Source organism: Leptospira chreensis, from assembly GCF_016919165.1.
GTDB lineage: Bacteria > Spirochaetota > Leptospiria > Leptospirales > Leptospiraceae > Leptospira_A > Leptospira_A chreensis.
The window spans coordinates 24,443-49,123 of sequence record NZ_JAFFPS010000070.1; the positions used below are offsets into that span (position 1 = coordinate 24,443).

13 protein-coding genes are annotated in these 24,681 nt (G+C 38.7%); 10 read left to right on the forward strand and 3 right to left on the reverse strand.

The features are described 5' to 3' along the window. Positions 1 to 162: 162 nt before the first annotated feature. Positions 163 to 744, reverse strand: coding sequence for a hypothetical protein (locus JWG41_RS18155; RefSeq protein WP_205271226.1), 582 nt, complete (start codon positions 742 to 744; stop codon positions 163 to 165). Beyond that, entirely contained in the window at positions 741 to 1,940 is a 1,200-nt protein-coding gene (locus JWG41_RS18160) for a hypothetical protein (RefSeq protein ID WP_205271227.1), read from the reverse strand. The genes JWG41_RS18155 and JWG41_RS18160 overlap by 4 nt, the downstream gene beginning before the upstream one ends. Positions 1,941 to 2,265: 325 nt before the next feature. Here JWG41_RS18160 and JWG41_RS18165 point away from each other — a divergent pair, with 325 nt between their 5' ends. From JWG41_RS18165 to JWG41_RS18215, 10 genes are all read left to right on the forward strand, one after another. Then, positions 2,266 to 3,000: a ParA family protein gene (locus JWG41_RS18165; RefSeq protein ID WP_205271228.1), complete on the forward strand. Its 735-nt coding sequence runs from the start codon at positions 2,266 to 2,268 to the stop codon at positions 2,998 to 3,000. Beyond that, complete coding sequence (locus JWG41_RS18170) at positions 2,997 to 3,854, forward strand: ParB N-terminal domain-containing protein (protein ID WP_205271229.1); 858 nt, start codon at positions 2,997 to 2,999, stop codon at positions 3,852 to 3,854. The genes JWG41_RS18165 and JWG41_RS18170 overlap by 4 nt, the downstream gene beginning before the upstream one ends. Before the next feature lie 138 nt (positions 3,855 to 3,992). Beyond that, a complete protein-coding gene (locus JWG41_RS18175; protein ID WP_205271230.1) occupies positions 3,993 to 4,727 on the forward strand; it encodes a hypothetical protein in 735 nt (244 codons plus the stop codon). A gap of 68 nt (positions 4,728 to 4,795) precedes the next feature. Continuing rightward, positions 4,796 to 5,350 carry a hypothetical protein gene (locus JWG41_RS18180; protein ID WP_205271231.1) on the forward strand — a complete coding sequence of 185 codons (555 nt, stop codon included), beginning with the start codon at positions 4,796 to 4,798 and terminating at the stop codon, positions 5,348 to 5,350. Between the two features lie 11 nt (positions 5,351 to 5,361). After that, positions 5,362 to 16,212, forward strand: coding sequence for a hypothetical protein (locus JWG41_RS18185; protein WP_205271232.1), 10,851 nt, complete (start codon positions 5,362 to 5,364; stop codon positions 16,210 to 16,212). A 1-nt stretch (position 16,213) separates the two neighbouring features. After that, complete coding sequence (locus JWG41_RS18190; protein ID WP_205271233.1) at positions 16,214 to 16,558, forward strand: hypothetical protein; 345 nt, start codon at positions 16,214 to 16,216, stop codon at positions 16,556 to 16,558. A gap of 181 nt (positions 16,559 to 16,739) precedes the next feature. Further along, positions 16,740 to 17,198, forward strand: coding sequence for a hypothetical protein (locus JWG41_RS18195; protein WP_205271234.1), 459 nt, complete (start codon positions 16,740 to 16,742; stop codon positions 17,196 to 17,198). Between the two features lie 375 nt (positions 17,199 to 17,573). Further along, the gene (locus JWG41_RS18205; RefSeq protein WP_205271236.1) at positions 17,574 to 17,966 is read left to right on the forward strand and encodes a tetratricopeptide repeat protein; all 393 of its coding nucleotides are present in this window, start codon (positions 17,574 to 17,576) and stop codon (positions 17,964 to 17,966) included. Positions 17,967 to 18,484: 518 nt separating this feature from the next. Further along, the gene (locus tag JWG41_RS18210; RefSeq protein ID WP_205271237.1) at positions 18,485 to 20,704 is read left to right on the forward strand and encodes a hypothetical protein; all 2,220 of its coding nucleotides are present in this window, start codon (positions 18,485 to 18,487) and stop codon (positions 20,702 to 20,704) included. Then, positions 20,701 to 21,327, forward strand: coding sequence for a hypothetical protein (locus JWG41_RS18215; protein WP_232374100.1), 627 nt, complete (start codon positions 20,701 to 20,703; stop codon positions 21,325 to 21,327). Before JWG41_RS18210 ends, JWG41_RS18215 begins: the two co-directional genes overlap by 4 nt. Before the next feature lie 305 nt (positions 21,328 to 21,632). Here the strand turns inward: JWG41_RS18215 and JWG41_RS18220 are convergent, their stop codons facing one another. Next, positions 21,633 to 24,680: an efflux RND transporter permease subunit gene (locus JWG41_RS18220; RefSeq protein WP_205271238.1), complete on the reverse strand. Its 3,048-nt coding sequence runs from the start codon at positions 24,678 to 24,680 to the stop codon at positions 21,633 to 21,635. Position 24,681: the final 1 nt, after the last annotated feature.

Here is a 24,681-nt window from a genome sequence, read left to right on the forward strand (position 1 = left end):
CGATAGGTTTGCATTTTGTTTCAAGTTTTTCCAAAGGGAAACTTGGATTAATCGGTATTTGTTTACACAATATCAAGAATAGGTTAGTTGCTAACAAAAATTTTATTACATGCATTCGTTTTTCCCTGTCATTAGTGATAATTTCATTATATCAAATTGCACTCAATAGAAAGTAAAAGTATACATATAACATTTTCTTAGAAATCCATCTGGGCACCGAAATTTGAAATCTACTTTTCGTGAATGTGTTTCGGGTCGTTGTATTAGTCCTCCTATTAATGCCAGATCGACTTCACTTTCCTTGTTTTCACCCTCAGTGGCTAAGAATCTGATTTCGAGGGACTTTTCTAGCATGTCTAACGGAGAAGAAAAATGAAGATTTGATAAACTATTTCCGCCCAAAAATGATAACCTTCTTCGCATTTCAGTAGAATCAAAAAACAAATCGCAAGCTGAGAACAAGTATTTTACTTCTAAGAATGAAGTGCTACGTTGAAATGTTCCATTCTGCCTTTCCCCAAAACTAAAGTTGACAGTATCATCAAAATAGTTAAGTAGAGTGATACAGTCTTTGTTTTTGATTGTAGATAGAAATTCTTTAAAATACGTCGCTTCTCCAAGCTTTTTATCGATGACGATTCGTTGTTTTTTTTCTTCTTCTGGATTGATCTCCAGAGAGATTTCTTTTTCAGAGCAAGAATTTAAAAAGATTCCTAATAGAACGAGTAAATAGATTAGTTTCATTGGACCACTGTGCTCCTAAGACAATCGGAGGATAAAATATCTTCTATTGAATAGGATGACAATCGATTTTCTGTAATGCCGTAATGGATTCGAAAGGGAAACGACTTTTGGCCCTTTCCTTCTTTGCTTTCGAGGATAAATGTAACTAGATAATCAAAGTCAAATCTATCAATTTCCTCTCTTGGGTTTTGTTCCCGTAGTTTCACATTGTCGGGCTGGATTTTAATTTGAATTATCTTGTGTTTATAAAGATCCTTAAATCCACAAAAGGAGTCATTTAAGATTCTATTATGAATATTTTCATACAATTGTTTGTGATCTCTAACATCTTCCCAGTCATTGTATTCTTCATTCATTTGATTTGCAGAGAATTTTAAAAATTTATAACCCAATCGTCTCACAAATACAAACAAATCCTCCCGTTCGAAAGAATTTTTTAATTCCTTTGCATGATTTGTAACATATGTTTCTGCTATTTTACGAGGATTGATTCGATTGATTAAAAACTTATATCTAATAAATGGGTTTGGGTTCTCATAATGAATACCTGGCTCAATTTCATAAATATTTGTAAGTATCTCGGAATACCAACTTTCCTCCCCCGATTTTAAATTATGAGCAGGGCAATGATCGATATAACGAGTTAAGTAGTAAAGTGGCCGCATTGGCCTATTGAAAAATTTAACGTTTAATAAGAAAGAATGAGGAGTTTTTGATTTTGGATTTATGCGGATCAAATATGTGACATCAATGGGAGTAAAGTTATCGTTATCATCAATGCGTATGGAAGTAGGTTTCTCGGATTCGTATGGCAGTATATCCATACCATCAAAATGTATGTTTAAAAACTTATCATATGAGCAATAGGGATCCGCTCCGTTCTTTTTGTAAAAGGTTTCCCATTTTTCTAATAAAAATTCAAAATCTGGATCAGAATCTTCTAAGTTAAGTTTAGTTTTTAGTTCCGTTTTAACAATATTAGTCTTTCTTGCAATTGATTTGAAATCTTTGTTTTTTAGAATTTCTATAATGGTATCTTTGAATGGAAGCACATGTTCTTTTGCAATTCTGAGTGGATCCAGATTGTGTTTTGTGAATCCCCTTTCAGCATCCAGGTCGGAAGTATATACAATTCCCAGAGCTAACATTTCTTCCTTTTTGACATTTAGTTTGAAAAAATCTGTTTCTTGGGACATGATTTCCATGGCAAAAAAGAGGAGAATAAGGATAAGTGAAATATTTTTCATCTGAATTTGTTTAATACTCCTGATTGCCAAGATAGACAGATTTATGAATAAGAAATTAAGCTTCAAAAACCGTTCGCTTTTTGGTATTTTCTTAGTAGATGCTTCCTTCGGTCGATTCATTTTCTTGGAAATATTTATAATAGGAAAGGTGAAATGTTGTTTCTTGGGCCGAGTGTTGTATTGCCAAAGTATCACCGTGATCCCTTGGTCTTTTTTGATCCCAAAAAGAATTAAAATTTGAATTAATTCTGAATTGGTTCTAGGTTGGTATTTGATGAAAATTATAACTTCGGCAAGTTTAAAAGGTGGCGTCTCAAAAAGCACGATTTCTATTTTTTTGGCATTAGCCATCAGCCAGTTAAAGAAAAAAGTATTAGTGATCGATTTGGATCCTCAATCTTATTCACTTACCGATTATTTTCTGCGAGATCTTTCTGTCGAAGAAATTGATAAAAAAAATGCCTACCAAGCATTTTCCGATCGCAAACAATTAAAGGAATGTATGTTCCAATCCCAAGGGATCACGGTGATCCCTTGTTCCCCTGATTTACAAGACTTAGGTTCCGAAACACAACACGACCCGGGTCTACTGCTTCGTTCCAAAAAGGAAATTTCAGCATTATCATTTGACTATGTCATCATCGACACTCCACCGTCTCCGGTGTATGAATTCAAAATAGGTCTTTATGCTGCCGATATTGTTTTGTCTCCACTTACTTATGATCGTTGGAGTTTGTCCGGACTTTTGAAAGCAAAGAAACAGGTGGAACTAGTTGGTCGTTCTGGACTTAAACCTCCAAAACACATAGCGGTTCCATCTATGGTTTCCGATAAAACCAAGGATGATGTTGTCGATATTTTAAAAGAAGGGAAATTTAAATTCACTAAAGCAAACATCACTAGGTCTGCGGCTGTTCAATCCGCAATTATGAAAGGGATTGCCTTAAAAAGTGGATCGAAATCAGAACTAGAATTTGCTGCTCTTGCTTTCGAGGTAATTTCATTATGAGTGCTAAAACAAAAAAGTCAGCTATGTTCGAGTCCCTAGGACAAAACATTTTAGTTTCCAACAAGGAAACCTTTTCACTCCAAAACCAAGCAAACAAAAACTGGGAACTAAGCCCAGTTCGGAATGCCAATGTATCGGATCTTCTTGATCATCCCGACAACATCAAGTTCTTTGACTATTGGGATAAATCCAAAAAGGAAGATGAATTGGCTTGGTCACGATTTGTGGATCGAATCAAAAAAGGTGGAATCCACGATCCTCTCATCGTATTTGGACCAAGAGCAAATGCCGTTGGATTTTCCCTCAAGCCAAACACTCTTATCACTGGCCACCGAAGAAAAAAAGCTCTCAAAGAACTTGGTATCTTGGAAGCACCTGTCCGTTACATCGAAGGAAAAATCACACTTCGCGAACTAGAAGTATTGATGTTGTCCGACAACTTTGACAGAAGGCAAATCAAAGACCCGGCACAAGTCATCTACATCCTAGTGAATCTTTTTCCTGACACCTTTCAAAAAGACAATCGTGGTGGAGATGTATTATCAAAAGACAACAAAACACTTGCCGAGATTTCCAAAACACATGGAATCTCTGTCCCTCAACTCAAACGTTACAAGGCCGTTTACAGAGAAGCCTTACGATTGGTACAAAGTTCGAAACAAAATAGCCCAGGTCCATCGGAGTTCAAACAGGCTTTAAAAAACTTGGCAAATAAAAGGAAAGTTTCTATAAATTCAAAGCAAAAGATGGATATCAAGACTCGATTTCTGGCTCGTCTGCCTTTTTTGGATTCAAAGTTAACTAAATCCGAGCAAGCGAAATTATTCCATGCGATTCAAACGCTTTTTGGGTGAATGTTTATTTAGAATTATGTCACATTGATTTATTATAAAATTCATCCCTTGTAATATATTTATTAGCTATCTGATCATTTTATCATGTGAAAGATTTTTGGCTTTCCAAATAAATATGGATTTTATATTGAATTTAAAATGGAAATTTTTCTATTCAATAGAGATAGTAGGGTAAAGTTTCGCGTAGATTCTCCTTTGCATATCACATTAAAAGATAAGGTAGACCATTTAACCGAATACTTGGCTTCTCCGATTAATGGTGTAGTTGTATCGGAAAAAAATATCGAGAATTTGCAATCCAGACTAAACTCTGCTTTTCCTCAAAATGCATATATGGACACGTATCGTGATCCTCAGTTTTTTTATATTGAAGATAGAAAATCGGAAAGTTTATTTATAGGTATTTTTGAAATTGAAATTTTAAAAATACCTATTTTGGAGATAGATTTATTGTCAAATTCGGTTTCGCTCTCCAAGGGCCCTTCGTTTTCACTGGGCAAGCCAATAATTCTTCTTCATGGCAATAAATTGAGTTCTAGAAGGGTGGTTTTTGAAATATTAGATTCAATTATTATTAAATTAAGAAAAGAGGTATTAGAATATAATAAGAATATTCTGGTGTCTTTTTTTTATCCTTTATATATTCCAAATGGAGTTATGTCGGAAGAATTTATTTGGGATATTTCTGGGCAATTGTTTCGCCTATTTCAAATTATGAAGACTGGGGTTGTCGCAAAAGAAGACTTAATCAACTTTTTATCCAGAATGCAGATTCCATATAGAAAACGCAGAGATAGGCTATATATAAAACCGAGCCAGGGTACCGCTAGCTTCGTTTCTAAGTTCATTGTTGAAAAAATGGGGAATAATTAAATAATTTAGTCGAGAAAAATTTGTTGTATGTAAGCTAAGTGCGAATTATATCAGTTAGGATGCGTAAATTGTTAACCAATCTGTCGTTAGTTGTGCTACAATTATTATTGTGGACGGATGGATATTTTGGGTCAACAGAAAAGAGAAATGCTACATTTGTATCGCATGCGAATTGGGAGACAACGGAAGATCAGGTATATGCTCCTAGCGATAAAGAAGAGAATATTTGCAAATTTTCGTCATGTTCTATAAGTGAATTAGTAGAAAAGACGGACAAGTTTCTGTCTTATTCTTTTAGCGACATAATAAATAAAGAATACGAATTTCTGGCGTTTGATGCGAACAGGAAGCACGTATTGTCTGTTGTGACCGCATCCAAAACAATCCAACCCAGCGAAGGAAAAGATAAAAAGGAAGAAGGCCACTTTGTAGTGGGTAACTTACTTATGTTAACTTCGATTGAGAAGTTAGAAAGACAAATTCCTTCTTATGCAGGACCGGCAACTAGCTATAAACATAAGTTAGTCGTAGGTCATCTGATCTTAGTTCACAACAGAACACAAACCTCAGAAATTTTAGCAATTATAGAGAAATATATTAATTTACCGCCCCCGGTAGCTTGACGGAGAAGCAGATGTTCAGTTTGAAAAAGATAAGTGAAAAAGAAATAAATCCAACACTCCCTGAAGAAACGAATCCAGTAAAACGCAAGCCGTATGGAGTTCGCCAAATAGCAAGCCTGACTTGGTTGATAAAACAAACGAGTAGGAAATTCCGTAGACCATTTAGCCTAGATACAAAAACAGATTCTACAATAGAGAATGGGTTGTATGCGAGTGACTTATCTGTTAAGGGTAGACTTCGGACGTGGCATAAGGTTACTGCATTCAAAGTATTAATCATATTTTTATTAGAGATAACGATCTCACCACTTAGTGGCTTGACGGACTTGTATGCGCAAGCCTTTGGCCGCAAGGAGTTCAAAGACCCAAAGGGAAGGCTTGAGAACTATTACCAAGCTGGTAATAGTAAGACAAGTCGAGAGGATTGGGAGAATACCGTTAATTCAGGGAAGAACCTGCTGATATCGGAGTGGGAATCGAGCACACAATTAGAGATTGAACGATTAGTAAAAGAAGAAAAAGCAAAAGAGAATGGTAAGGCAGAAGTTGATTTGCGAGCGGAGCTTTCTGCAGAGCGAACACTAGTAAGAGGTGAGTGGGAGACAGAGTTAAACCGAGAGATAGATGAGAGAAAGGGTAGTTGGCAAGCAAGGATTTCTACACAAGCACTTAATATATTATATACAAAGATAAATACGACAGCAATCCAGCAGGCAATTTTAGAGGCAGAAGCAGAGCTTAAATCCATACAAGGAACAGTAGAAGAGAAAGTTAATAAGTGGGACACAACGATAAAACCGAAGTTGCTTGGGATTAGAGCAGATTGGGAGAGTGAGTTATCGACGTTAAAGGCGACAGCGATCCAAGCAGGTGTGTCACTTACTGGTGATGAGAAAGTATCCTTTGAGCGTGAGCTAGCATGGATAGAAAAACAATTTCTTTCTTATTATGATTGGAAAGAGGGGAGTTATGTTCAGAATGCACGGCAGAATACGGTAGGACGGTTAAATCAAGAATCGGATATAGACAACCAGCTATCGACGGAAACAGATCCTGCAGAAATCATTCGTTTGTTAATCGAAAAGACTAAGGGTAAGATTGATGAAGAGACGGGAGAATTAAAAGAAGATATCATAAAAGAGCGAGAGGACATACCGTTAGATTTTAGTTTTTCTGATGGAGATAGGGAGAAGAAGATTCTTGCAGCACTGGATGCGGGTCAGAAGCAGTGGGAAGCGGCAATTGAGGACCTCATAGTAAAGAAACTCCAGTATGATCGCAATGTTGCGGAAAGCAGGCAGTTTGGTGAAGCGGAATGGTCGAAAGCCTATGCTGATCTTCTGAAAGAGCGAGACAATTGGTTAGCGAATTTCCAGAAGGATTTGGCAGAAGGAATTAAGGCTTGGAATGAATCGGAATCAAGACTAAAAACCAATAAGGAGCAGGCATTAGTCGAACTTGATCGTTATGTGAATAGTCGAGTTGACAGTTGGAATTCTTATGCGAGAGGACTTGAGGGAGTTGCATTGAGTTCTGCTTCATCGATCCAAACTATCATTGATAGTATTGCTAACTTAGATGAGTTGTTAGCTGATTTACCATCGAATCATTCATCCAGATCTATTTATATAACACAAAGGAATGGTTGGACAGAGTTATTAACCAAGTTTAGAGCTGTGGTGGCCACAGCAGAAGCAAAGATGCATGATGACATGCGTGGACCTAATGGATTTTTGAATCCGAATTCTCCTGAGAGAGTATTAACTACCGCAGAACTAGACTTAGCAATTGCGAAAGCAGAATTGGAAGCAGCACTTAAACGTAGAGAGCGAGCCAATCAAGTATTGCAATATGCGCAGAATAATGTAACTAAAACGGCAGCAGAAATTAATTCTGAGTATGCAACAGCAAAGCAGGAATTTTTAGCGCAACAGGCTTTGTATTCTAATTTGTTGCAGTCGTTGAATGGGAACCAAGGAAGTGCTGGTTATTTTAGTTCGGTTCCAGGGGCAACAACACCTACAGGAGGCCAATCGATATTGGATCGATTGGAAGCTGCTCGTAATGGATTGAATTCGTATTGGCAGACACTAGAGCTAGCTCGAACAACCATGGAGGAAGCTCGTAAGAAATATGAAGAGGCTTCTAAGTTACAAATTTATGTATTGAATCGAGATTTATTGGGAAATGAGCTTGGGGTTATTTCTTCAGAGGTAGATGAGTCGGATCCCGCATCGTATGCAAGGGGACTTAGGTATGATATAGAGAAGGCGAACGAGCAGATTAATAATGCAAGGGAGCTAATTCGGAACCGTGAGATTGAAGTTTATCGTCAGTATTATGAGAAGGGGAATGCGGATCGTGCACGCCAGTTTTATACAGAGTTAAGCAAACGCATTGTTAGTTTTGAAACTGATAAGGAGACATTGTCGAAATTAAAGACATTGTTTGAAAGTGGTCAGAGTTTGAGCCAGATACTGGATACTTTGGGGTCTACCTTTGTCGTTGCAAATATAGTTGGTCAGGAACAAGAAGCAGCATTTAGAGCTGAAGTATTAAGACTTAAAGAATTATTAAATAGTACATCATTAGGTGTTCCTGAGGCATTCCAAGGATGGAGAGAAACACTAACCAAGACAGAGAACAAACTTACCAATTTTCCCGCGAGTGATATCTCTCAAGATAAGGCAAAACTAGATTCCTATAACACGTTTGTGTTAAACTGGAAAAATAGCATCCCAGCAGCATTGCAAGAAGAGTATGATGGAGATACGATTAAATCACTCGTTGAGTATTCTGAGGAACTATCTGCGGATTGGCAATCAGAGAAGGAGAAGGTAGAGGAAGCGAAGGCAGATTGGGCCGCTTATGTAGCAGCAAACAGTTCCTTTTTTAATGGGACTCTGGTGATGACAGATGTTGATCGCAATAACAAGGTTCTTGAAGCTGACATTAAATTCCGTGAGTTGATGCGTAGTATAGCATCTTATGAATCCTTTATTGGTGAGATTTCATGGGTGAAGTCTGAACTCAATAGCCATATGGAAGATTTGCTTGGTTCAGCACCAGTGATTATTAATTCCAGTTTAACAGGCACAAATAGAACAGCAGCGTTAGCCGCGGTTACTGAGTTCAGTCGCAATTTCTCAAGTATTAAAACTTCGCTCAATGATATGTTGAAAACAACATCGTCTTCATTTGCTGAAGTTGTGACATTTACAACTGAGTATGGTAATAAATTCCAAAACTGGCAAACAGCAAATGGAAAACAAAGCGGAGCATTGCTAGAGAGCACCAATTTTTTAAGCGGAGTGATCCAAAGTATGGAGAACCGTGTAAAGGTTGGTAAATGGGAATTGGACTTTCTTTTGGATCCGGAGGGGAAGGTAGAGGATCTTGCAGCGAAAGAGAAATCCGAGGAACTTGCATTAAAGGTTGAGGGAGCTGAACTCAATGACCGTGCACTTCGCTTGTTAAAAGCTAAGATTGATGAGGCGAATGCAGCAGGAGAAGACAAGTCCGTCGATAAACTCAGGGACATATATTTATCTATTAGTAATGAGTTAGATAACCTAAGAAGGGGTTGGAACGGCGCAAAAGAAAAGAGGGATGATATTTTTATTCTATCTATGGTGCAGACATATCTTGCTGAGCAAGGTGTAATGCTCTTGAAAGAGAAACCTGAGTTTTGGACGAAGGTGCTTGAATCGTCGGATGAGTTATTAGAATTCTATGAAGATGGTGGAACCTATTCGGAAAGTGAGATTGCGAGGATCAAAAAAGAGGGGAGTGCTCTTGAAAGACAGATTCTTTCTGACTCCATAGTTTATGGAAGTGGGATGTTTTTTGGTGGGTTTGTTGAAGGGGAAATCGCAAGGAAGTATGATGTTGTTAATGGCTTCAGGTATTTTTCTGAAGGTATTTTGTCAGGCCAGATACTATCTGTATTAAGCGATTCAAAGTTTGCAGATCAGGAAGATCAGCAAACAGGAATTCTTTCTGAGTTCAAAACTTATCTTAGTGATAAGGGGATTTTGGGAAGTCTTGGTACTACATCGGATTATTCTTCTAGTGGAAAGAGTTCAGAAGATAACATTGCAGTTCTGAATGCTCTTCGCGATTTCCTAATCGAAAAAAGTCGCAAAGGGGAAGCAGTCAATCCGGCGATTGCACAGATAACACAAGAGATCGGATTTTATACAGATAGGATTGCTGATTGGGAATTTGTATTAGATAATTTTGATCTTACTCAAGCAGAAGCTGATGCGATGGTCACAGATGCACAGGCACATCGTAAAGATCTTGAAGATGCGGGTAAACTATTTGGTGAACTCCAGTCACTGATTGCAAATACACCTGGAGATTCTTTATATTTCCAAAGGACTAAGATTGAGGAACTTGTTACTAAGTTAGAAGCGGTCGATGCAAAGATCAATTTTAGTTCAGAGATAAAATCGAAAATTGAATCTATCAAAGATTATATTTGGGGATTTTATAAGAGGGAGATAGTACAGGCTTATTTGACGGGAAGAGCAGTATCTACGAATAACGGTAAACCGGATGATGCCAATGAAACTTTGGAGAGTTTTCTAACAGGGATCCAAGCTGGAAAGTATTTCATGGGCCAAGATGGTGGAAAGAATACAGAAGTATCTGCCTTGTTTTTTGGCCGGACTTTGACGAGCCAAGAGTTGGATGAGTTGGAGGAATACCTAATTCCTTATGACAGAAAAATCAACATTTGGAATACGGAAACTATTTCTGATTTGAGTGCTTATTTAGTAGCGGAAGACGAAGACCTAAAGCCTGCCTTAAGATTACAAATTCTATATGATACATTTGAAGCAGTTCAGAATGCAACATCCAATGGTTACTTTGTAGACCAAACAAAAATTCCGGTAGAGATGCGTGAATATGCATTATTATTTTCCTTCGAATCATATTTGGGGGGAACCACGGATCCAACAGAAATCGCTGCATTAAAAAGCCAATTTCTGTTAATGCTTGGGCCAGATAATGGAGCATACAACCAGACTAAAATCAACGAGTATCTTTCTAAACCAGGTAAAAGAAATCCTAGTTTGTATTTGCCAGAGGAGTTACGCGAGTTAGCTGCAACTTTGGATTATTTTTATCGTCCTGCGGTTGAGTTATCCGTTGAAGTTCCTGACATGGCTTCCTTAACGGACTGGCTTATGGAACAGGGATATTCCAGTGATCTAGCGGTCAAACTTATGGGGACAGCTCGGCTAAGTTATCTATTGGATACTTATTATGGTGAAAACCCTACCGAGTTTTTGGAGAGTGCAAGTGCTGTACTTGGCCCCATCAGTGAAGAAGAAAAGAAGATGTTTCTTCTCACCATTAATGGATATAACATTTTACCAACGACTTCGACAACATTTAACGGGGTAAGCTTCGGATATGGAGAAGAAGTATCTGTGGAAGGAGTATGGCTTGGGATTGGGATGGGGGACTTACATGTAAGTTTACTTGAAGCCTTAGGAAAGGAACAGACGTTACTTGAGGATAAGTTCAGACAAGCAGATGTAGACTCGAGGAAAGCGAAGTTTTTATCTGATTATAAAAAGGGGAATGTTTCCGCAGATTCTTATATTTCTTACTTATCGATTCCCAAAGAGGGGATAGGTGGAGTGGATCCTGAGGATATGATCGAAGACAAGATTAAGGAACTGAATCTTGCCGTGAACTCTAAACTGGGCTCCATGCTTGGAATGATGGAGACCTTGTCGAGTAATGCTTTTTTGACACCGACTGGTAATGCGGATGATCCTTCTCGGCTTTCTTTATCTATTGAGAAAACGATAGCTGAAGTGAACGAGTATTATTCTACCGACGGTGATTATACGAGAGCGGGAGACGGGACGTTTACCTTTGAAGCGGATCTTGGGAACCAAGTATTAACTAAAATCAACCAGTATGTGAATGCGACAAGTCCTGGATTTTCCAATGACGATGCGGATGGGATATTAAGTGGAGCTTATGGATTATGGGAGTCCATGAAATCTGCGATCCAGAATGCAGCGAAGAAGATTATGACGATCTTTGGACTTAGTGCAGACTTAGCACAGGACTTACTCACATTTGCTAATTTATTCAAGGCAGCAGAAGATGCGTATAACAGTGCGAAGAATGCCTTCGACACCGCCGAGGCAGAAACGAATCTAATAGAAGAAGAGTATGCTGATAAACAACAAGAAGTATCTGAAAGTTATTTGGAGTTGCTTGAGAAGGAGAAGACATTAGCGAATGCAGAGGCATTGGCAGATTATTTGGCGTTACTCGAGTTTTCTAAACACCCAACGCAGACAGTAGACGCGAATGGTAATATAGTCTATGATACATCGATCAAGAGTCCACTGGAACTAGCACAGAAGAGATTTGAAGCAAGAGATAAAGAATACCAAGATGCATTGAAGAAGAAGAATGATGCACAGAAGAGAGTGGATGAGCAGGTAAAGTTAGCTGAGATTGAGGCTGCAACACTTGCGGAGAAAGCTAAGGTAGAGGAATGGGCTCTTCGTTCTATGAGGTTCTCGAAGGCGGAACAACTGATGCAAGCAGAGATAAACCAGCTAAAGGCAGATCTGAAGAGCCAGAGAGATACTATGTTTGCACAAATGGCAGGTCTATTGGGGCTTGGAGCGGGAAGTAGGGGCTCGACCTTAAACAGTTTTTCTGACACTACATCTCAGACCTTTATATCACAAGAACAGCAACAGAAAGAAATCAATTATTATGCAAATATGATGATGGAAGGAAAAATCAATCATTATACTTTAATTGCAGCAGGTTTACTTGGTGCGGAACCAGGAATGGGTCATGAAAAGTGGGGTGTACATCCAGAAGCATTGAACCCACCTGCCGGAATCCGTTCGCTCGTTAGCATAATTCAGACAAACAGACCTGAACCAATTATCAGTAATATGAATTTATTAATTTCGGTGATGAATGGTTCCATTCCGATTCAAAAGGATATGAAAACTGTAAATGATCGACAATTCATTATGGATAGACCGACCATTGATGATGCGATTTTACAATATGCTGATATGTTTAATATGAGATCTATACTGCAGATATTAATTAAGTGTGGTTTCGACGGACCATCTTCTGCTTTATGTGCCATTCCTTTAAAAACGGGAGTGGATGATTTCTTGAATTCATTTTTATCGACAAGATACCAAACGCAAGACCCGATTAATGGCATTGCCAACCAAACAAGTCAGCTAAAACAAACCACTTCTCGATTAAGGCGACTTACTGAAATAACCTCTAGTTCACAACTAACCTCCGTTCTTTCTGAAGCGAAATGGGGTCTGACTGCCCAAGACTTAAGCTCTATCGGAAATACAACAGGGGACGTGGATAATCTAACATGGAATGTGAATGGCCAATCGCTTAAATTCACTGAACTTGTGGGTGCTGACGGTAGTGCTGTGATCCAAACGCAAGAACTTACAGATTCATTTGGAATGTATCGAAGAGGGCCTGGAAATAGCCATGTGCTTGACTATACAATATCTGGAAATGAGTTCCTATCTTCATTGTCTACTCTGGCAGAAACACAATATACCGTCGTTAGAGATGCATACTATGCAAAAGCTGAAGGCGTTACAAACGATAAAGGTAACAAAGCGGAAAGACGTGATGTATTAGATGATAGAGAAGCATTTCTCTATAACCTACTGCAAACAGTAAAGGGAGTGGGCGTTGAATACGGAATGTACCAAACGATCCTCCGTGATTATATGGGTTCTGACCAATCCTCAGGTGGGAAGTCACTCTCTAAAGGTCCATCTGTAGTGGATGAGATTGCGATGCTTGGCATCGACCAACAAAGAACTTTGCAACTCGCCGATTGGCGCGAGATAGAGAAGAACTTCAGTAATCGAAAACTAGATTGGTTAGAAAATTTAACCTATATCAGGGAAACGGGCCTAGCTCGTTTTGATAAAATAGATACGCAGTTCCGCAATGATTGGGAAGCGTGGCGAACCAAGTTTGATGCGGATGCGAAAGCAGGTGCAGATAAGTATATCGAAGCCATCAAAGATACGTTAGCTGCTAAGGATGCCTGGGTGAGTGAGTTTGTTGCGGTTTCTAAACAAGCTTCCTCAGAAAACCAATTGGCCGACTTATATGCTCGTATCCAAGGTAAGATCAGTTCTATGCAAAAGGATCTACCGACAGGTGTGTCCATGAACTTAAATGCCAACGATATTTTATCGCAATATGCGAAGAGTATGCCAAATCCCTTGGATGATCGCTGGCTTGAGAGTGTAAAGAATGTAAACACAGATATGTTCTTAACACGAATCTCCCAGCAGAACTTTGATTTATCGGAAGTGATGTCTGAGTTTGAGGCATTACAAGAGGAGCTGAAAAAACGATTAACGGCCCTTGGAAAAATCCAAGCATTAACCAGCTTGCAGATGATGGATCAAAACTATGAAAAAATTATCAATACAGCTAATAAAGAATTACAATCTCGGATGGACTCTGAGATGGGATCCTCTGGGTTCTTAAGAAATGGTGATCTGTATGGAAAGATCAGCGCTGCCACTGGAATACCAATAATAGTTAGAAACTTTATCCCTTTTAAATTTGGCGGAATCTCCGTTCCCAAGGTGAAAGATTCGAAAGGAAAGTCTTGGGATATGACGGACCTTGAAGCTTTAACCAGCGAACAAGGACCTTCTGCAAATGACCTAGAGGCAATGGCGGAAGTTGCCATCATGGGTATGGAGAATGCATTCAAAACCATCTACGATCCAAGTCGTAAGGTGACTTATGAACAACCCAGTAATTTCAGCCAATACAAAATGGTAATGGCAGCATATAACCAAGCAAATAGCGGGGATCCGGAAGATCCTCCTGTTTCGCTAAACGTAAAAGATTATTTCTTAGTAGGAGAGGTTGTCGAAGGAGAATTTGGCAAACACCACCATAAGGAATTCTGGGAAATCATGTCCCAGAAAGAAACTTTAGATTTCTTAGATCAGTTACTTGGAAAAGAACAACAAAGAAAAGCAAAGAAGAAAGCGGATAGAGAAGGTAAGATAGAAGCAGTAGTGACAGTTGTTGCTATCGTAGCAGCATCAATACTAACGGGAGGATTTGCAGCCGCAGCAATTGGACCTGCGCTTGCAGGCTCTGGAGCAGTTGTCTTTGGAGCTTCAGTTGTAGTAGCAGGTTATGTGGGTTATAAAGGATATCAGGGATACCAAGCGGGAGGAGTAGCAGGTGGAGTATTAGCAGTGGGAAGTGCCGCCGCGTCAATGCTTGGCCCAGCTGGGATGTCCATTGGTGGAAGCTATTCTAAAGAACAAGGGTTTGGATTTAACGTAGGAGCACAATTTGAAGGAACCCCTCTCAATGCTGGTATTGGGTTTTCCCAAAAAGGAGGTTTCGGGTTCAACGCGGGAGTCAGCTTAGGCAATCACGTAAGTTTAAACATGAACCTCCATGAAAGTGGTGCATGGGGTGTTGGATTAAGTTTACATAATGCATCCGGAGGCGACAGACGAGGATTAGCTGCCAATGTGGGTTATAGAGAAACAGCAGATGGTCAGGTAGGACGAAGTGCCGGATTTGGTTATAATATGGGAGTAGGGAAGATAGGAACGCTCTATGCAGGACTAACTACAGATAGTCTTCTTGGGAACGGGTTTAGAGTCAATATAGAGGAAGAACATAAGAATGCTTCTAATGCTGGTGCACTGATGGGTTACGAAGGCGAAGTGGGATGGAGCACCGGAGGTGGATTCCAGAGTAGTTTAGAGATAAGATTTAATAATCAGAGGTTCCGCAATGCCACCAAAGGGAAAGGGTTTTCTTCGGATCAAGAAGTGGATTTGAAAGAGTTTGATCTTCTTCACAAAGACAAGAGCGATTTAGAGAGGGCGAAGTTAAAGAAAGAGCAAAACTTACCCTTGACGGAAGCTGAGCAGAAGGCGGAATCAGAGGCGAAACACAGGGAAGCGAATACAAAGAAAGGCGCAGACATACTCAGTGGTTCAGGAATCCAGGTAGCCAAGAAGGATGAGAAAAAACCCAAAGAGACAGTTAAAATTGAGTTAGATGGTAAAGAGAAGACAGATTTATTAACGAAAGCCAAACAAGAGGTGATTTCAAAACTACGCGAGGCCATCGGGGACGAAACAACAAAGTATGCAAAACTCAATGCAGCATTAGAGGCATTTGAGAAAAATCCAGGAGCAGAGACAGCGGCGAATTTGGTTGAAGTATATGAAAAAACAGCAGCGTCAGTAGGAGTAGGTTTGATTCCCGTAGTTGGGGATATCATGGATGGCTTTAGTGTTGTAAAGGATCTATACCGCGGAAACTACTTTGATGCCACAGTATCAGCCGTGATGTTTGCAGTTCCTTTAGGCTCAGCTTCTGCCGGGAAGAAGATGATGAAGGCAGTTGAGGAATCACCGTATGCGAAAAAAATGATCGCAGAGATCGCTAATTCTCCGGTTGGGAAGGCTGTAGCGGATACTAAATTCGGTAAGTGGCTCGCTGCCAAGTTTGGGACAGTTGGAAAGAAAGTAGATGATAAACAGATTGATAGAGCACTTTCATTATACAATGATCAAGATTTACATCATCTTTTTAGAAGAGGAGGAGACACTCCAAATGAACTTTTAAAAAAGTATGGTTCTGAAACAGATGCACTAAGGGAATTACAAAAATCTGTACAGCTAATAGATGAAAAAGCATACAAATCCGGCACTTGGGTGTCAGTAAAAGTTGGAGGTATTCCTGTCGCAGTAACAGGAAAATACATAGACGGAATTTTTAGAATATCCTCAATTTCTAAAAGGGAGTTTTAACATGATTTCGAAAGAAGAGTTGCGAGCACTAAACTTGATATTCGCAGGCGAAAATGAATTTTGTTTTGAAGTTCGAAATAAAATAAACAGTGCGCAGGTAATTGATAGAATTGATACCGGAGTAGGTTTTACGTCCTTAATTCATCTAACTGAAAAATTATCGAAGATGCCTAATGTTTTGATGTGGCAATTCGCTTTTGATCATCCATCCTTTCCTGAAGGCGGGTCTTTTATGTGTATGGTGTTGTCAGAGGAGGAGTTAGAGCTCGAAGGAGTAGCTCTCGGAGGAAAAGATTGGCCCGTTGGATATAATTTGGATTTATTTAGAGAGCAGGAGTATTTCTAATAAACTTGTTTAAGTCTGAGTTTCGCCAAAACTAAGTTAGTGAACAAAATGTTCTTTAAGTTAGACGCTGATTACAGGAAGGAAAGACTTTGTGGGCAAAAATCAGAAGGGAATGGTTGAATACCAACTTGGAAATGGGAAAGTTGGAAAGCAAGTGTTTAATAATTAAAGAGGTAATGTAGTGCCAACAAAAAACTTCGACAAAGATTTTCAAGACTTGTGCCAGAAGATTCTCGAGATAGCCTTCGAATTCGTAGATTATAATGATAAAGAAATAGATGCCATATATTTTTTTGGAGCTTCTGAGCAAAAGGTATCTTACGCCCAATCCTTTTTTAAAATCAATGGAAAGGTTGTGGAGTTACACGAAGTAAATAGTGCTTTAAAGAAAAAAGTTGACAAATCTTCGAATCGTATATCGGCATTACTCAGAGAGAATTTGAATCTTTTGGAAAGGGTACCTAAATTATTTTTAGCTGACAACAGAGAGGTTCCTACCCAGATAAAGATTTCGTATTTTACAAAACTCAAAAAGTCGGATATAAAATTAGACTATGGTTTGCATTTTTCGAACCATAAAACATTGAGAGCAAGCGATATTTTTGATCAATGGCTTAATCATATAAAATCCGGCAAGTAATATTAATTTATTAATGTTGAATTTCCTTCGAGCCTCGCTAAAACTATAATAGAGAATATAGCATTCGTTAAGCGAGACGCTGGCAAAGATAAGGATGACTTTGTGGAAAAATCATTTTCTAATTAGAGGATGAGTGACCACTGCTTATTTACGGAACTGTCCGGTGAATGGAGGCGCTACAATATTGCCCATCTTTCAGATGCTGTTACTTGGTGGAATTCGACAGGTAGGGCTTATGGTAGTCGATCACCCGAAGTAAGAAAATGGATGTTAGATTCTGATAATTATGTAATTGATTATTATAAAATAAATCGATCTTCAGGCGGGAAATTAAGAGAACGTTATTTAGCTCCACGAAAATAAAAGGAAAATTTTATGATAGATATAATGAAGAAAATAATCGAGCTTGGAGAGTTATACAAAAGAGGAGAATTCGATAAGTGTATTAGTGAAATTTCTGAGATTTGGGATTCTTTACCGGATCCCAAAGAAACTGTTCCTAATTCTTATCTTTTGGTTGAATATGGAGCTCGAATTTCGTTAGCAAAAAAGGATTACGTAAAGGCTTGGGAATGGGCAAACGTGAGTTTGAAATATAACGATATACGTAATAGGATGGGAGAGGGGGAATTTTTATTAGGCATAGTATCATTTGCTAAAGGTGATGTAGAAAATGCAAAAAAATATTTTGCAATTGCAAATGAAAAGTCAGAAGGCAGAGCTTTCGAAGGGGCTAATATCTCTCAATATAAAAAACTATTAGTCTGAGTCTCATCAAAACTATAATTCTGAACACATCATTCGTAAAGTTGGATGCTGGTTGTATTTAAAGGATGACTCTGGAGAAAAAATAAGAAGGAAATCACTGACTTTTTGTTCAGAACAAAAAGATATATATTAATAGCCAGTGATTTATCGATAACGAGAACATGAGGATCCTTTTTTTAGGGAAGAGATACAATATCCGTATTACATAATCCTATAACTTAATTTGGACTATTAATCTTTCTCCAACACATCAACATTTTTTAAACTTCATCCACAAACCAATTCCCGCGGCACCGATCGACCGAGCGTCCCGTCGAAGGAGAGCGGGATCGTTTAATCTATTAAGCAATCTCCACTAAACAGATTCGAGGCGTCTAGCCTCACAGTAATAAAGTTTCATCTAGTTTCTTTTCTTAACCAAGAGAGGTGTTCCCCACGGAGGCGTGGCCAGGGATGGCCAAAGCTCGCCAGTCTAAATAGGAAGTTTTGCTGGCAGGAATGGGGAATAGCGAACGTCCATGGAGAAGGAATTCAAGACGATCTATGATCCGAGTCGTAAGGTAACGTATGAACAAGCGAGCCAGTTCAGTAACTACCGTATGGTGATGGCCGCGCAGAGCCAGGCGAGCAGTGGAGATCCCGAAGACCCTCCGGTATCTTTCAACATCAAGGATCACTTCTTAGTAGGTGAAGTATCCGAGGGAGAATTTGGGAAACACAACCATGATGAGTTCTGGGAAATATTAACGCAGAAGGACACCTTGGATTTCTTAGATCAGGTAGTTGGGAAAGAACAACAGAGAAAGGCAAAGAAGAAAGCAGATAGGGAAGGTAAGATAGAAGCCGTAGTGACAGTGATAGCTGCAGTGGCAGCATCGATAGTAACGGGCGGAGCAGCAGCGGTAGCGCTTGCTCCTATGATGAGTGTAGGAGCTGGATCGGCTGTATTTATAGCATCAGCAGCAGTGGTTGGAGGTTATGTAGCCTATAAAGGTCATCAGGGATACCAAGCGGGAGGCGTAGCCGGTGGAATATTAGCAGCGGGAAGTGCCGCAGCATCACTCCTTGGTCCTCCAGGGTTGTCAATTGGAGGTAGTTATACAAAGGAACAAGGCTTTGGCTTTAATGTAGGAGGCCAGTTATCTGGCACACCACTAAGTGCAGGCATTGGATTTTCCGAAAAAGGAGGCTTTGGTTTTAACGCTGGGATCAAGCTAAGTGATAATGTAAGCCTTAACATGAACGTGCATGAGAGCGGCGCCTGGGGAGTGGGAGCAAGTTTCCACATGGCAGATGGAGGCGACAGACGAGGATTAGCTGCCAACGTGGGTTACCGAGAAACAGCAGATGGTCAAGTAGGGCGGAGTGCAGGGTTTGGTTATAACTCGGCAGTGGGTAACGGAGGAACACTCTATACTGGACTGACAACAGATAGTCTGTTAGGGAATGGGTTTCTAGTCAATATAGAAGAAGGTAGTAATGATCCAACTGCGTCAGGTGGACTCATGGGCTATGAAGGTGAAGTGGGATGGAGTACTGGAGGAGGATTCCAGAGTAGTTTAGAGTTAAGATTTAACAGCGAGAGATTCCGCAATAAATTGAAGGGCAAAGGATTTTCATCTGATCAAGAAGTAGATCAAGCGGAGTTTGATTTATTACACAAAGACAAGAGCGATTTGGAGAGAGCCAAGGGGAAAAAAGCAAAAGGGCTCCCATTAAACGCTGCTGAATTTGATGCATTGGAATCAGAGGCAAAGCAAAGGGAAGGAAACAAAAACCAAGGAGCAGGGGTTGGAAGTGGTCTTGGGTATGTCTTTGGTCGAGGAGTAGGTACTTTATTAGGCGACATTTTTGGTGTAGTTCCGACGAAATCTGGCGGAAAAAATAATTTATTAGATCTAAATCCAAGTAATATGGAAAAGATTCCTGACAGAATACAAGAAAAAGAAACTGGTGGAATTCATGTAGTAGGAAGAAAATATGATTACCAAGTGGCTGATGGCCCCAATAAACTCAAAGTAGGTTTTGTAAAAGATTACTTAGGATACGATACAGAAGAAATACAATACTTGAGTATAAATGGAAAAGAGGTAAATGATTCAAGTATTATAAAGTTAGGTAAGGATGGCAAAATGTCCGTTGTAAGTATAAACGAGGTAAGTGACTCATCAACGGTGTTTGTAAACGGGATAAAAAACAATCCGATGGATGCCATAAATAATATTAAAACGATTCAAGGTGAGACAGGAGGCGATGTATATCTTGTCTATAATAAATCGAATGGTTTGGTAGCGGATCTAGCAAATTCTGTTACAGGTTTAGCATCGGTAGATACAGAAGCATCGCAAAAGGTGTTAACTGAATTGATTAAGGCCGGTAAAGTGGGGACATTGATGGCACATAGTCAAGGGTCTGTTATTTCTGGGAATGCACTGATCGCTGCAAAAGATGCTAAAGCAGAAATTAATAGTATTAATTGGGTGACATTTGGAGGCCCTATTGGCGGACAGAATATTCCAAGTGGATTGGCGTCTGCAGTGTTTTATGAGAATCATTTAGACCCAGTTCCCTATTTAATGGGAACACCATATATAGGGGTGCTGAATCGAATCGGAAGGAATGCTTCTGCTAAATTAAATGGGTATAAGACAAAAATAAGTGGAATATGGGGTCATAACTTTATAAATAATTATGATGCTGCTTTGAGGGATTACTTAAGTGGAGGAAGTAATAGATGAAAATACAGAAAGAAATGAAACAATATGCCTTTTTGGTAAAATTAATATCGATTCTTATAATACTAGGATTAATATCATGTGGGATATTATCTAAAAATGATCCTGATTTTGCCGACGATATAATCGACGGGCCAGAGAAATTCCAATTTGATCCAAGCAAATTACCTGTGATTGGAAAGACAACAGAACAAGAACTGCTTGAAATCTATCCCAAACCTTGGTCAAGAATGACATTTAGAAACCCAATCAATAAAGAAATCCTGGGACGTAAGTTTGAAATGAAAAAAATTATCGGTTATGTAAATTATGTAACTGCACCTTTACCGAATGGTGGATATGTGGGTATAGATTATCTAAATTTTCATATATTTTTTGATAAAGATGGAATTGTACAACAATATATTGTAGATCATATAATTAAAGAAGAAACTAATAGAAGCAGTCCCTGGGTACCAGGAAAGTTTTCCAATATTAAAGATAAAAAACATTGGAAAAAAAGCGAATACTGGCCCGAAAGCGTTGTCGATGGGGATTGTTATTGGGCTCAGAGAAGGGATAGAAAAAAGTATCGACAAAATGAGCAGGTTCAATGTCGGTATTGGGATCCAGTTCCAGTGTATTAGCATATTTTCGGCATCATTATCTGAGTCTCGCAAAACTATGATAGTAAACAAAAATCTTCCTTAAGTTAGACGCTGGATTTAGGAAGGAATGACTTTGAATTCAAAATTTAACGGGAGAACCATCGATTTCTTGTTCAGAATAGAAGATTTTTATCAAAAATCAGAGCTTTATAGATTAAAGCAACCGTCACCAAACAAATCCGAGGACCCAGCCACACGGTAATAAAGTTTCATCTAGTTTCTTCTCTTAACCATGAGAGGTGTTTCCCGCGGAGGCGTGGCCAAGTAGAGCATTAGTTTTTCACTTAAACCGTTTTCTTTTTATACAATAACATAGTCGGAATCAAATACAATGTAAACAAAGAAGACACAGTCAAACCGATGACTACAGTAATCCCTAGTGGTCTCCAAAGTTGGCTGCCAGAGCCAGTGCTAATTGCCGTTGGTAGCAGTCCTAAAACTGTGGTCATAGTAGTTATTAAAATTGGTCGCAAGCGATCAAGCGAACAATTGATTACTTTTGTTTTGAAGTTTTGGTGAGAACTATCTTTAATCACGGAATCAACCAAAATGATTGCGTTGTTTACTGCAATTCCAGTCAACATGATGAGTCCGATGTAAACAGATATATTTAAGGTCATTCTAGTAAAAAATAAAAATGCTAATGATGCAAAAATTCCAGAGGGTACACAGAAAATAATGAGTAATGGATAATAAAATGACTCAAAGAGAGTTGCTAACAATAAATAGATAATGATCCCCGAAAGAGAAAATAAAAAGATCATTTCAAATTGGTTTTTCTGAAGTTTTTTATAGGACTCACCAAACTCAAAGTAATAATTTGATGGTAATTGTAAATTTGATAATTTGTTAGAGATTCTTTGGACAGCAGTTCCTGTATCCAGCTTTCCCAATTTGGCAGAGATGGTGGCAACCTTTCGTTTATTTTTTCTATAAATTCGTGTTTCTCCTTTTCGTTCTTCTAATTCAATAATCGAAGACAAAAAGACCATGGACTTATTCGAGGTAGGGAAGGTAGTACTTAAAACTTGCGCTAAGTCCATCCTATCTTTTTCATCAAATCTGACTTTAATATCTACTTCTCGGTCATCTTCTAAAAACTTTGTCGGAATGGATCCAGTAAGCGAAGTCTTCATTGCATTGGCAACATCAGAAGAACTCAATCGGTTGGAACCTGCCTTTTTCCTGTCAAAATTCAACACAATTTCATCTTTTCCCTCCCGAAACCGGAGAGCCACTTGTTGGATTCCGTCTATACCTCCCACTATTTTCGCTGCTTCTTTTGCAATGTCTTGCAGTGTCTTTGAATCATCTCCGATAAATTCAACATCCAATTCTTTTGCATCAGCTCCCGGACCTGCCTCTGAAAAGAAAACAAAAATACCAGGGATACTTTCTGACTCCGTTTTCAAATTCTCGATCACGTTAACTGTCTCCGAAATATATTCGGGCTTTAATGTAATGTTCACGTCAGCATGCCATTTTTCTACTTTACTCGTGACCTTTGCAATGGCATCTTGTTGTGCAAAAAGTTTCTCAAGTTCTAGAATCTTCTTGTTAGTTGCATCCAAATGGATTCCTGTTTCTAATTCAACACTCGCACGTATCTCTCCAGTATCAGAAGGATCCATATACTCTTGCTTAAGAAAAATGATAGAAAAGACTCCGAAAAAAAGTAAAACCGCATAAGATATATAAAGTTTCTTTGGATTTTCAAGAATGTAGAGCAATGAATTCCTATAATTCTCTTGTATAAACGTAAAACTAAGTTTCTTGAAGAAAGATATGATCTGCCAGTTCGGTGAGGGAAATTTTATTTTTGCATTTACTCTCCAAATTTCCTGATCTTTAAATTGATCTTTGTTTTTAAGAAAAACAGTACTTGCTAAAACAGGAACTAAAACAATCGAAACAAGTAGTGAGATTACCAAAGTCCCCGATACTGTAATTGCTAAACCTCCGTAGAGTTGATTGGTTTCCTTTGAGGCAAATAAAAAAGGCAAAAAAACAGCAATATTGGTTAATACTGATGCAAATAATTCGGATGAGACACTATATGCGGACTCAAAATGGATATCCTTAGTAAACCCATTTTTTTGAAATTTGAGGAAAGAACTTTCCACTATGATAATGGATGAATCGACTATCATTCCAACACCAAGTGCCAAACCAGATAAACTCATCACATCAATTCCTACTTTATAGAATTTCATGATGGCAAAGGTGATAATGATTGAAATGGGTATTGATAAGGAGATAAGGCAAACAGCATAAATGCTTCTAATAAAGAGAAATAAAACAGCAATGGCGATTAAGCCTCCGTAAATTGCTGTCTGCATCACACGATCTATAGCATCTTGTATGGCAATCGATTGATCATAGTTTATATTGATTTGAATTCCAGGAGATTGGACTTGAGAAACTAATTTTCTCAGTTCCATACAAACTTCTAGGGAATTGGCATCACCAGCTTTTTGAATAAAGATAGCGACTATCTCTTTACCATTTTCTCTAGAAATATTCTCTCTGTCCCTAAAACCATCATTGACGATGGCTAAGTCTTTTAGCCTAAGTATTTTGTCTTGGCTTGGAACTTTAATAACGGTTTCCGGGATATCGCCAATGGAAGTATATCTACCGACAAGTTTTACATTCACTAATCGATCACTTTCTCTGATTTGACCCACTGGCAAATTGATATTAGCCTTATCCAAAGAGTCCATAATTTCTGAAATTCTAAGTTTATGGAATCCCAGTTTTTCTTTATCAACTTTTACAGAGATTTCTCTTTCAAATCCCCCTCCAATATTGATTTCACTAATCCCATCCACACGTTCGAATTTTTTCTTCAGTTTGTTTTCTGCAAAGGTTCTCAATTCTTTTAACGAAAGTTTGGACGACTCAAGTTTTACAATAAAGATTGGGCGATCTGTTGGATCGAATCGAGTGATTGTTGGCTCTTCAACTTCGCGAGGAAAACTTCCTCGGATTAAATCAATTCTTGCCCTAACATCCAATGATTTTTTTGCAACGTTTTCGGAAGTTCCAAAGGTAACATTGATTCTACTTTCACCTTCTTCCGAGGACGAATAAATAGACTGAATGTTTCCAACGCTTGAAATTTGTTCTTCAATTGGTTTAGTTAATATCTCTTCAATCTTTGAAGGAGATATTCCCGGATATCTTGTTATGATTGTGATGGCAGGATTTTCAACCGAAGGCATTAACGATATCGGCAAACGATATACACTCACGATACCTAGTAGTATCATTGAGGTTGCAAACATGTAGACTGTGATCGGTCTTTGGAATAGTGTTTTTAATAAATCCACG